The organism is Helicobacter sp. (assembly GCF_029067145.1).
GTDB lineage: Bacteria > Campylobacterota > Campylobacteria > Campylobacterales > Helicobacteraceae > Helicobacter_D.
This window is the reverse complement of the sequence record NZ_JAIEFA010000063.1, coordinates 1-11,716: the sequence shown is the minus strand read 5'-3', so window position 1 is coordinate 11,716 and position 11,716 is coordinate 1. Positions and strand designations below refer to the sequence as shown.

At 36.0% G+C, this 11,716-nt stretch carries 8 protein-coding genes and 1 CRISPR repeat array; all 8 genes read left to right on the top strand.

Features of this window, described 5'->3' with window-relative positions:
- Positions 1 to 1,101, top strand: a 1,101-nt coding sequence (locus K2N75_RS06380) for a metallophosphoesterase (protein WP_297679766.1), incomplete at its 5' end; no start/stop codon positions are given.
- Positions 1,102 to 1,155: 54 nt separating this feature from the next.
- Positions 1,156 to 3,570 (top strand): flagellar functional protein, encoded by a 2,415-nt coding sequence (locus K2N75_RS06375; protein ID WP_297679767.1) that lies wholly within the window; start codon positions 1,156 to 1,158, stop codon positions 3,568 to 3,570.
- Complete coding sequence (locus tag K2N75_RS06370) at positions 3,567 to 3,812, top strand: exodeoxyribonuclease VII small subunit (RefSeq protein ID WP_297679768.1); 246 nt, start codon at positions 3,567 to 3,569, stop codon at positions 3,810 to 3,812. Before K2N75_RS06375 ends, K2N75_RS06370 begins: the two co-directional genes overlap by 4 nt.
- On the top strand, positions 3,809 to 4,594 hold the full coding sequence (locus K2N75_RS06365; protein WP_297679769.1) for a carbon-nitrogen hydrolase family protein: 786 nt from the start codon (positions 3,809 to 3,811) through the stop codon (positions 4,592 to 4,594). The genes K2N75_RS06370 and K2N75_RS06365 overlap by 4 nt, the downstream gene beginning before the upstream one ends.
- Before the next feature lie 172 nt (positions 4,595 to 4,766).
- Complete coding sequence (rpoD, locus tag K2N75_RS06360; RefSeq protein ID WP_297679770.1) at positions 4,767 to 6,626, top strand: RNA polymerase sigma factor RpoD; 1,860 nt, start codon at positions 4,767 to 4,769, stop codon at positions 6,624 to 6,626.
- Between the two features lie 117 nt (positions 6,627 to 6,743).
- Positions 6,744 to 9,887: a type II CRISPR RNA-guided endonuclease Cas9 gene (cas9, locus tag K2N75_RS06355; RefSeq protein ID WP_297679771.1), complete on the top strand. Its 3,144-nt coding sequence runs from the start codon at positions 6,744 to 6,746 to the stop codon at positions 9,885 to 9,887.
- Between the two features lie 22 nt (positions 9,888 to 9,909).
- Positions 9,910 to 10,875: a type II CRISPR-associated endonuclease Cas1 gene (gene cas1, locus K2N75_RS06350; RefSeq protein WP_297679772.1), complete on the top strand. Its 966-nt coding sequence runs from the start codon at positions 9,910 to 9,912 to the stop codon at positions 10,873 to 10,875.
- On the top strand, positions 10,838 to 11,161 hold the full coding sequence (gene cas2 / locus K2N75_RS06345; protein ID WP_034327912.1) for a CRISPR-associated endonuclease Cas2: 324 nt from the start codon (positions 10,838 to 10,840) through the stop codon (positions 11,159 to 11,161). Before cas1 ends, cas2 begins: the two co-directional genes overlap by 38 nt.
- 257 nt (positions 11,162 to 11,418) lie before the next feature.
- A CRISPR array of direct repeats spans positions 11,419 to 11,716; the repeat unit is 37 nt; unit sequence TATTTTACCATAAAAGAATTTAACAAGCGGCTAAAAC.

The window sequence follows — 11,716 nt, the reverse complement described above, 5'->3', positions numbered from 1 at the left end:
TTCTTTATTAAAAAAATCGTCAAATTAAAAATTCCGCTTTTGGTGTTGAAAACTTTTTTGATTTTTAATTTTTTGGGAGTTGTGATTTATTTTGCGGCGCGTTATTTTGTAGATTTTCCACAAAGTTTATATTTTTTAGCCTCTCTATCTATTGGTGTAGGATTTGTATTGTTTGTCGCAATGTTAGTTTATCAATTCCTTGCGTTATTGTTGTGTCTTATGATTTGGCTTTTTCCAAAATTCTCTCAAGAGCGCAGAGGATTCTTTCAAAGGACTTTAAATGCTACAAGTGGAATCTTTGCGTTAGGTTATCTAGGCACGGGATTGGTAGAGGGGAGATTATCTCCTAAAATAGAGCGTGTCAAAATTCCATTAAAGAATCTTAAAATACCAATGAGTGCAGTGCAAATTAGCGACTTGCATATCGGGGGATTGATTGAAGAAAATGTCGTGTGCCAAATTGTGAATCAAACCAACGCGCTAAAGCCAGATTTTATTGTGCTAACCGGTGATATTATAGACACAGAAGCAGGACGCGTGCCCAAAGCCATTGCAGAGCTTGGCAAGCTTCAAGCTCCTTTGGGTGTGTATTTTATCACAGGAAATCACGAATATTTCCACAATATCCAGCCCTTGCTTGAAAGCTTAAAAGCTATTGGAATCAAGACATTGGAAAATGAATGCGTGCAATTAATAAAAAGTATCAATGGGCAAAAAGAAGTGGTGTTAAATTTGGCGGGAGTGTATGATTTATTTGGTCGCAGAATCGGAGTTTTAGAGCCAAATTTAGAACAAGCCTTGAACAATAGAGCAGAATCACAACCTTTGATTTTGTTAGCGCATCAGCCAAAATTTGCTCTTGAGGTGCGAGAGGAACATCAAGTGGATTTGATTTTGAGCGGACACACGCACGGGGGACAAATTTTTCCTTTTCAATTCCTTGTAAAACTAGACCAACCTTATTTGGCAGGTTGGTATCAGCACAGCCCAACAACGCAGATTTATGTCAATCGTGGCACGGGATTTTGGGGACCTCCTATGCGCATTTTGGCGCGTGCAGAGATTAGTTATTTTGAATTTATTCCAGCTTCAAAAGACTAAAAGTAAATTTCAAAGAAAAGAAAGTATAATTTCACATTTAAAATTTGGAAATCTATGAAAAGCAAGAATCACTTAGTATTTTTATTATTGTTTGTAGCAAATTCTTTTTTTGGATTAGAATTTTATATCAATAGCGGCAGAGAAGAGAATAGAAACTTTGCCGTTTTAAACCTAATAGACAATACTCCATTTGCTTGTGAGGAATCTTACGATAGAGCATCTGAAGTCAGCGAGATTATTTGCGGATTTGATTCCCCATTATTATCGCGTTTTCAACGCAGCGAGACTTTATTTTTTTCTATCGTGCCAGAAAGTCTTGAGGACAATACGCAGAGATTCTTTTTAAAAATCAAACCAAAAAATGGCAAAAAAATTAAACTTTATAATACAGAATTTAGTCTTATCTCTAATCAGCCTATCCCGCAAGAACACAATGAAAAATCCAAACGTTGGCAAATTTTGGGTTATGAAAATAAGATTCCATTTTTAAACGACCAACCAAGCAATGGGTTGAATTTTCCTATTTTTTTTGAGGAACATTTACCAAGAGTGGGGGCATTAGATGTGCAAATGCGCCCGATGAATAATGAAGTTGGAATGGACAAGGATTCTTTTTTGCACATACAATCCTTAATTGCTGAAGAATCCTATACTGAAGCTTTGAATGCAATAGAAGAAATGCTTGTTCTTTATCCTGATACAATCTTTAAACGTGATATTTTATATTTTAAAATTGCTGCATTAGATAGCTTGGGCAAAGAGGAAAATTATGAAGATACAATGATGCTTGCTAAAGCTTGGCTGGAAGCTTATCCGACAGATGTTCATGTGCCACAAATTTTATTTATATTGGCAAAGACTTATGCCAAAATGAACTTTTTTGAAGAGGCAAAGTATTATTATGATAGGCTTTTTAACGAACACAAAGGCGATAAATACGAGCTTCTTGCACGACTTGATTATGGGGAGAATCTTTATATTAGGGGAGACCGCAAAGTTGTTTTGAATATGTATGAATCTGCTTTAAATGAAGCGACAGATTTAGAAATCGCTTCTTTAGCATCTATTTTGCTTGGGGATTATTATCGCAAGGCAGAAAATAAAGCAGAGGCACAAAGGTATCTTAAAAATGTCTTGGACGCGAATCCAAAATATTTTCTTAAAGACATTCCAAAGTATTATAATTTGTTGCAAGGTTGGGCAGAAGTTGGAATCGTAGATGTGCCTTCGCAAGTGGCAGAAATAATGTTTGAGACTTTGGAGGATAAAGATGACCCATTGTATTTGCCGCTCCTTAAAAGTATGGCGATATGGTTTGACAAGGCGGGGAATCTCAAAAAAGCGCACCAATATTATCAACTTTTGCTTAAAGAAACAGAAAGTGAAGCAGAACGACGAGAAGTAAAAAATTTAGACGATAATTTGTTGTTGAATTATAATGAGGATAATGCGACAAAGCGATTAGAACATTATGATTATGTAATGCAAAATTATCAAGGCAAAGAAGAAGCCAAAATGGCATTAGAGAAAAAAGCTGAAACCTTGTATGAAACAGGGAATTATCAAGAAATTTTTGCTTTAAGGGAGGAGTTAGAGCGTCAATTAGGAGAGAATCCTGAAATTTTGCTCAATGCCCTTAGTGCATTAACTAGAGATTCTCTCAAGGCGCAAAATTGCAAAGAAGCGGCGTATTATGGTAGTTTGTATGCCGAGAGGATTCCATTACAAAGCAAGGAAAGATTGCAGATGTTGGATTGTTTGAGGGAAAATAGGCAATACAATGCAGCACAAAAAATTGCTCAAATAGAATCTCAAAATGCCAAAACGGCTGCGGATAAAGAGGATTGGCTCTATCGTTTGGCGTGGGTAGAGTATGAAATGCAAGATTATCCCAAAGCAGCTCTTGCCGCAAGAGATACCTTGAGCTTGTTAAGTAATCCCGCATATAACGATAGTGCTTGGGTGTTATTTATGTCTTTGAGTAAGCAAGGAAGATGGGAGGAAGCGTTTAAGATTCTGCCTATTTTGGAAGATAAATTAAAAGATAGCAATCCAATGATTGAAGTTTATAAGGAAGTCTTACAAAGAGCCCTTGCAAACAAAGACGATACAGCAATTAAAGTGTATGCAGGCAAACTAATGGCTCTCCAAAAGCAATATGAACGTTTTGAATATTCCCCTTGGGTTGAATTGGGTATGATAGAGGCTCTCAATCGTGAGGGTAAATTTCAAGAATCTCTAGATTTGCTCAAAAATGTAGAATCTCGCGCCAATTCAGGAAATGAGCAGATTCAAATTTATTATTTACAAGGCTATTTAAATGACAAATTGGGCGATAAAAATGCCGCGATAGAATCTTATAATCGTTGCGAAGCTGTCCAAGCGGAATCGCCTTGGAAAAATCTCTGTATAGATGCTAAAAATTTATTGGAAACACCAAATGTATCCCAAACTCAAGGACAACCATGAGAGAAGAAATACAAAAAAATAAGCAAAAAGCAATAAAAAATCAGGAAATGAACTTTGAAGATTATCTTAGTATAATTTCAAAATGCTTAGAAAAATTAGAGGAGGAGGAACTTACTCTTAATGAGGGTTTAGCGTTCTATAAAGAGGGTATGGAAAATCTACAAAAAGCACAAAAAATTTTGGAAAATGCGCAATTACAATGCGAGGAACTCAAAATGCAATACAAAAAGGAAAACCAATGAAAATTGCTGCTCTACAACTTTCAAACAATAAAAGTCAAAGCGAGATAGAATCTTATCTCAAGGCGGCTGTGGAAGCAAAGGCTAAAATTATTCTTTTTGGGGAATATTTACTCAATCCGTTTTTTAAAAATTTGGAGTCCAAAAGACATAAAAAATCACAATGGCTAGAACAAATCAACAAAGAAAATGAAAATTTGTTGCAGCTTTCTAGCAAATATGGAATCATCATTGTAACACCTATTTTAGAAATAGTTTCCCGCAAAATTTTTAAAACAATTCTAATTATCAATAAGGGCAAGGCTTTGCGTTATAGAGCGCAGAAACTTATGCCTTATGAGCATTGGAATGAGGCGAAGTTTTTTGCCAATACTTCTCCAAAAATTCTTAGAACCCCTCCGATTTTTAGCGTGGGTGGAATTAAATTTTCTGTGCTTTTTGGCTATGAATTGCATTTTGATGAGTTTTGGTTAAAATTTAAAAACGAGAATGTGGATTGTGTATTGCTTCCGAGTGCTTCTACCTTTGATTCCTCTTTGCGTTGGCGTAGCATTATCAAAATGAGAGCTTTTTTGAATAGTTGTTATGTGTTGCGCGCAAACAGAATCGGACAATATGAAGACACACCCACAAAGACTTTGTGGAATTTTTATGGAGATTCTTTGTTTGTCTGCCCCAATGGGGAAGTGATAGATTGCTTGGGCGACCGCGAGGAATTGCTGATTGCCGAAGTGGATAAAAAATATTTAAAAGAAATTAAAGAATGTTGGAGATTCCGTTCTTAATTGGAAACTTTTAAATTCATTTGACACTATTAAAACATTTTGAATTGATTCTTGCATTAATGTTAGAATCTCTCTTATTTTTTAAGCTTAAATTTATAAATTTTAGATACAATCAGAATTTTTCCATTAGCTTAAAAATAAATTAAGTTTTATCTACTTCTTGGAGTTGTCTATGTCTGCAAAAAATATCAATCAACAATTAGACGAATTGTTTCAAAGCGAATCCAAATATGTTTCTTATGAAAAAATTGCACAGGTTTTGGGCAAACTTCCTACCGCTGCGCAGGCTAAAAGAGTGAGTGAGCTTGCAAAAAAATACAATAGAAAGTTGATGTCTGCTTCTGAAGTAGCAAAAATTCTCAATCAAGATGACGCAAGAAAAATCAAAGAGGATAAAAAACGTCTTTTAGATGAAGAATTAGAAGATGAATTTGACTTTATGAAAGAGCGCGAATTGCTTGAATGGAGTCGCAGTGATAGCCCTGTGAGAATGTATCTGCGTGAAATGGGACAGATTCCACTTTTGACTCGCGAAGATGAAGTGGAGCTTAGCAAAAACATTGAACTAGGCGAGAATATTATCCTAGATGCAATTTGTTCTGTACCTTATTTGATTGATTTTATTTTGGATTATAAAGAAGCTTTAATTAATCGTGAAAGACGCGTCAAAGAGCTTTTTAAAAGTTTTGATGATGACGAAGAGGAGGGCGAAGAAGAAGATTTGGACGATGAGGAAGAAGAGGAGGGCGAAAACGAAAAAGGTGAAGATTCTAAAAAACCAATTAGCAAAAAAGACCAAAAACGCGTAGAAAAGGTGCTAATAAGCTTCAAGGCACTAGAAAAAGCAAAGAAAGATTGGTTGAAAACTTGGGAACAGGAAAAAGACAATGAAAGTTGTGAGGATATGCTGTATTTGCTGACTTTGGCGCATAAAAAACAACTTTTAAAAGAAAAATTGCTAGACTTAGGACCTACAAGCAAACTGATTAATGAGCTTGTCAAAGCAATGGAAAATACAATTAAAAGCGATGAAGGCTTTGAAAAAGAATTAAAACGTTTGGAATACCGATTACCTTTATTTAATGATATTTTACTGAATAACCATAAAAGAATCTTGGACAATATCACAGAAATGAGCAAGGCAGACATTACTGCTGCTGCGCCGGAAGCGACAATGGTTTCTACTTATATGGAGATTAAGAAATTATTTCAAACTAAAGCAGCAAGCGAGGGGAGCTTTGATTTAGAGCCAGAAAAGCTTAAGCAGATTTTAGAGCAAATTAAGCGTGGAAAAGACATTGCTGATAAAGCAAAAGCAAAAATGGCAAAATCTAACTTGCGTCTTGTCGTAAGCATTGCCAAAAGATACACAAATCGTGGATTGCCATTTTTGGATTTGATTCAAGAAGGCAACATTGGATTAATGAAAGCAGTAGATAAGTTTGAGTATAAAAAAGGTTACAAATTTTCTACCTATGCCACTTGGTGGATTCGTCAAGCAATTTCTCGTGCCATTGCCGACCAAGCGCGCACGATTCGGATTCCAATCCATATGATTGAAACGATTAATCGGATTAATAAAATTATGCGTAAATTCTTGCAAGAAGAGGGTAAAGAGCCGGATTTGGAAAAAATCGCAGAGGGCGTGGGACTGCCTGTGGATAAGGTAAAAAATGTCATCAAAATCACCAAAGAACCTATTAGTTTAGAAGCGCCTATTGGGAATGGTGAAGACGGAAAGTTTGGGGATTTTGTAGAAGATAAAAGCTCTGTTGGACCAATGGACCATATCTTAAAAGAGGATTTAAAAAGCCAAATTGATGATGTGTTAGACCAGCTCAATGAACGCGAAAAAGCTGTGATTCGTATGCGCTTTGGATTGCTTGATGATGAATCCGATAGGACTTTAGAGGAAATTGGCAAAGAACTCAATGTAACGCGTGAGCGCGTGCGACAAATAGAATCTAGTGCGATTAAAAAGCTAAAACACCCAAAAGTAGGGCGCAAGCTTAAGAATTATATTGAAGATTGATTTGCAATTTAGAAGGTAAAATTTGTCATTTATAGAGCAATAATACAAAATTCAAAAATCAATAAAAGTTATTTATTTTTATAACTTATTGTTTGACTTAAAGTGTTAGGAGTTGCAATGAAAATTTTGGGTTTTGACATAGGCATTACAAGCATCGGTTGGGCATATGTAGAGGGAGAAGAATTAAAAGATTGTGGGGTGAGAATCTTTACCAAAGCGGAGAATCCAAAAAATGGCGATTCACTTGCTGCTCCGCGTAGAGAAGCAAGAGGGGTTAGACGGAGATTAGCACGGAGAAAAGCTAGGCTTAATGCGATTAAAAGATTGCTTTGTAAAGAGTTTGGACTAAATTTAAGCGATTATTTTGCAAATGATGGGGAATTACCAAAGGCGTATGAGACAACCAAAGATACCAAAAGCCCCTATGAATTGCGCTCTCTTGCTTTGGAGCAAAAGTTAGAACCTAAAGAGTTAGCAAGAGTGATTTTACACATTGCCAAGCATCGTGGCTATGGGAACAAACACGCAAAGCGTGATTTAGAGGCAGAGGGGAAAGCAAAAAAGGCGGCAGAAAAAGCCCCACAAGAAAAAGAATCTACCACAACAAATGGGGATTCTAAAAAAGAGCAAGAGAAAGTGCTAAAGGCGTTGTATCAAAATGAAACATTACTTAAAAATTATCAAACTAATGATGAAACCAATAATAAAACTATCTTTTTGGTTGGCAAATATCTCTATAAAGAGTTTCGGGACAAAGGGCAAAGAATCCGCAATACAACCAACAATTATCAGCACACAATGCGACAAGAATGGTTAAAAGATGAGCTAGAGTTTATTTTTAAAAAGCAAAAAGGCTTTGGGGCAACTTTTAGCGAAAATTTTGAATCCCAAATTTTGGAAACTGCCTTTTACCAAAGAGATTTAAAGAGTTTTGAAGATAAAGTTGGCAAATGTGTATTTTATGAAAATGAAAATCGCGCACCCAAAGATTCTTTAAGTGCAATGGAATTTGTTGCTCTCACACGCATTATCAATACCCTAAAAAACCTTGAGGAAAAAAGCAAGAATCTTGGCATTGGTGAAACCTATGGAGTAGAAAAAATCAATGAAATTCTAAAAATTGTGCTTGATAAAGGCGAGATAAGTTATAAGAAACTAAGAGAGATTCTAAAACTTGATGAACGTATTTTGTTTGCTAGGGATTCTAAATTGGACTACACCAAAGGAGTGCAAGAAGCGGAAAAATGGGAGTTTATTAAGTTAAAAAATCTTAATGCTCTTAAAGCTTTTAAAAAAGCTATGGGTGAAGACTTTAGCAAGCTTGCTCGTGAAGAATTAGATAATATCACTACCGATATTACCCTCATTAAAAGCAAAGAAAATTTAGCTAAAAAATTGCAAAACTATTCCGCATTAAACAAGGAGCAAGTAGAAGCCCTAAGCAATTTGAGTTTTGCAAAGCATATTGATTTAAGCCTTAAGGCACTCTACGAGATTCTGCCCTTGATGCGCGAGGGATTGCGCTATGATGAGGCGGTGAAAAAGGCAGGATTGCAAGAGCATAGAAAGCATAAGCAAAAGAGAGAGTTTTTAATCCCACTAAAAGACTATGAACCCTATTTAGCAAATCCGGTTGTGGCAAGGGCATTAAGCGAGTATCGTAAGGTGCTAAATACACTTTTAAGAAAATATGGAAAAGTGCATAAGATTCATTTAGAATTTACGCGTGAGGTAAAACTAAGTGCAAAAGAGAGGCAAAAGTATGAAAAAGAGCAAAAAGAGCATTTTGAAGCAAATCAAAGAGCACAAAAACAATGTGAGATTCTAGGATTATCCATTAATAGCACAAATATTCTTAAGATGAAGCTTTGGATAGAGCAAAGGGAGTGTTGCGCTTATAGTGGTAAAAGGATTACCGAGAGTCATTTAAGAGATTCTAATGCCTTGCAAATTGACCATATTTACCCTTACTCACGAAGTTTTGATAATAGCTATATGAATAAGGCGCTTGTGTTTGCTGGGGAAAACCAAAATAAGCTTGATAAAACACCCTTTGAAGCCTTTGGGGGCGATAAAGAGAAATGGGATAGGATTCTAAATCTTAGCACAAAACTCCCTAAGCAAAAACAGCGCAGAATCGGCAATACAAACTTCAAGGATAAAGAGAGAGGATTTCTTGCACGAAATCTCAATGATACCGGCTATATCGCTAGACTTGCTAGTCAATGGAGCAAAGATTGTTTGGAGTTTTTGCCATTAAGCGAAAATGAATGCACAATCAGTGGAGAGAAAAATAGCAAAGTGCATATAGAGGTAGTAAGCGGACATTTGACTTCAACTTTGCGGCATTATTGGGGACTTGGAAGCAAAAATCGCGACAATCATCTGCACCATGCAGTTGATGCGGTGATTATTGCTTATGCTAATGCAAAAATCATCAAAAAATTTGCGGATTTTAGAAAAATTCAAGAACAAAATAAGGCGAAATTTTATGCTAAACAAATTGCGGAATCAGAATATAAAACCAAAAGAGCATTTTTTGAGCCTTGCGAAAACTTTAGGCAAATGGTGTTAGAAAAAGTAGATTCTATTTTCGTCTCCAAACCTCCTAGAAAGAGGGCAAGAGGGGCATTGCATCAGGAGACATTCTATTCTTTTGAGGACAAAAAACTTTTAAAAAGTTATGGAGGGAAACAGGGTATAGAAAAGGCAATTAGTCTAGGAAAAATTCGCCAAATAGGCACAAAGGTTGTGAGCAATGGCACGATGGTGCGTGTGGATATTTTTAAAGACAAAAAAGGTAAATTCTATGGTGTGCCAATCTACACAATGGACTTTGCACTTGGAATTTTACCTAAGAAGGCAGTAGCCATAGGTAAAGATAAAAATGGGGTAATTAAGGATTGGATAGAAATGGATTCTAACTATGAATTTTGCTTTAGTCTTTTTAAAGACGATTTAATTAAGGTGAAGAAAAAGGAAATGGAGAAGGCGGAGTTGTGCTACTTTGTAAGCTTTGGTGTTTCAACCGCAAGCATTCAAGTAGAAAAGCATAACAATAAATTTGAGGGCTTAAGCGAGAATGAAAAGAATCTCTATTCTAATGCCACACAAAAAGAAGTGGCAGGTAAAAGCATAGGAATCCAAAACCTTAAAACCTTTGAGAAATACCAAGTCTCGCCTTTGGGAGAAGTGCAAAAGGCAGAGCCTGAACCTCGCCAAAATATCGCACTTAAAAGCAGTCCCAAAAGAAAAGGCTAAGATTCTATAAGGAGGGCGAGAAATGTTTGATTCAGCCTTTCGCACCTTATTTTTAAGCACACCCGCGCGATTAAGCTTAGAGGATAAACATCTTTGCATAGCCCAAAAGGACAAAGAAAGCGTAAAGATTCCACTTGTTGATATTTTGTGCGTGATGTTAGAATCTCATCAAATCACACTTACTAATGCACTGCTAAATGCGTTAGCACAGCACAAAATCGTTGTTTTTACCTGCGATGAATCCCACCTACCAAGTGGGCTATTTATGACATTTTTGGGGCATTTTAGAAGTTTTAGCGTGTTGCAATCCCAAATTAACTTAAGCAAACAAAGAAAGGCGATTTTGTGGCAGCAAATCATTAAAGCAAAAATTCACAACCAATCTCTTTTACTAAAAATGCTGCATAAAAAAGAAAGTGAGGAATTAGAAACTTTAGCTAAAAGTGTGAATTTAGGAGATTCAAGCAATAACGAAGCTAAAGCCGCAACAATTTATTTCAAGGCTCTTTTTGGTAAAAACTTCTCCCGCAAAGTGCAAATTTTTGAAAATGGCAAAATGGGAACGATAAATGCTGCACTCAATTACGCTTATGCAATTATGCGAGGAGTGATTGCAAGAAGCCTTTGTGTGAGCGGACTAAATCCTGCACTTGGGATAAATCATAAAAATCAGTTTAATGCTTTTAATCTAGCAGATGATTTGATGGAACCTTATAGAATCTTTGCAGATTCTGTTGTTGTGCAGATGGTTGAAGTTGGGGAATTAGAGGAGAGCTTAAGTTTGCAAAACCGCGTGAAGCTCGTAAGTATTTTGCAGAGTGCGGTTATGATAGAAAATAAGCTTTATCCACTTACTCGTGCAGGCGTTGTGAGTGCGCAAAGTGTAGTGAAATGCCTTGAGAGAGAAAATCTTAAGCTTAAACTGCCGCTATTTTGCGAGGAAAAGAGTAATGGAAGAGAAATTTATGAGAGTGTTAGTGATGTTTGATATGCCAACTTGCAGCAAAAAAGAGCGTAAAGATTATGCGAGATTTCGTAAGAATCTTATCAAAGATGGCTTTATGATGTTGCAATATAGCGTGTATATGAGAATCTGCAAAGGTGTAGCAAGTGCCAATAATTATTTGGACAAGGTAGGTTTGATTGTGCCACCCAAAGGGCATATTCGGGCATTAATCCTTACTGAAAAGCAATTTGATAATATGCGATTATTGCTAGGCAGTAGAAGTGAGAATGAAAAAGCTAATGCGCCAAGACAACTTACGCTTTTTTAGTCTATTGTCAAGTTATAAGGATAAAGATTTTAAAGATTGAGTGGTTAAAATGTTTGAAAATATTTATTAGTAAAAGATTCAAAGTAGATTCGGTTTTAAGGGATTGTAACCCTGCGGAGACCGAAAACTCCTTATTTTAGCCGCTTGTTAAATTCTTTTGAGATTTTATCCTAGATTTTCTTAAAAATTACTCATTTAGGATATTTTACGCCTTTAAAATCTTTCAAATACCGCGAAATAAGGCAATTGAGAAAGTGTATTTTACCATAAAAGAATTTAACAAGCGGCTAAAACCCAATCCATACGCAATTCAATGCCTACTGTATTTTACCATAAAAGAATTTAACAAGCGGCTAAAACTTAACATCTCGTTGTAATCGTCTCTTGCTTATTTTACCATAAAAGAATTTAACAAGCGGCTAAAACTCATTTTGTAAAGCAAAACAAAAACAATCCATTTTACCATAAAAGAATTTAACAAGCGGCTAAAACCGGCGGGCTATATTCGTCTACTAACTTACTATTTTACCATAATGGAGGTTAACACGCGGCGAA

Excerpts from the sequence above, each read along its gene's own strand:
- K2N75_RS06375 (WP_297679767.1), top strand. The coding sequence starts at position 1,156 with ATGAAAAGCAAGAATCACTTAGTATTTTTATTATTGTTTGTAGCAAAT.
- K2N75_RS06370 (WP_297679768.1), top strand. The coding sequence starts at position 3,567 with ATGAGAGAAGAAATACAAAAAAATAAGCAAAAAGCAATAAAAAATCAG.
- K2N75_RS06365 (WP_297679769.1), top strand. The coding sequence starts at position 3,809 with ATGAAAATTGCTGCTCTACAACTTTCAAACAATAAAAGTCAAAGCGAG.
- rpoD (WP_297679770.1), top strand. The coding sequence starts at position 4,767 with ATGTCTGCAAAAAATATCAATCAACAATTAGACGAATTGTTTCAAAGC.
- cas9 (WP_297679771.1), top strand. The coding sequence starts at position 6,744 with ATGAAAATTTTGGGTTTTGACATAGGCATTACAAGCATCGGTTGGGCA.
- cas1 (WP_297679772.1), top strand. The coding sequence starts at position 9,910 with ATGTTTGATTCAGCCTTTCGCACCTTATTTTTAAGCACACCCGCGCGA.
- cas2 (WP_034327912.1), top strand. The coding sequence starts at position 10,838 with ATGGAAGAGAAATTTATGAGAGTGTTAGTGATGTTTGATATGCCAACT.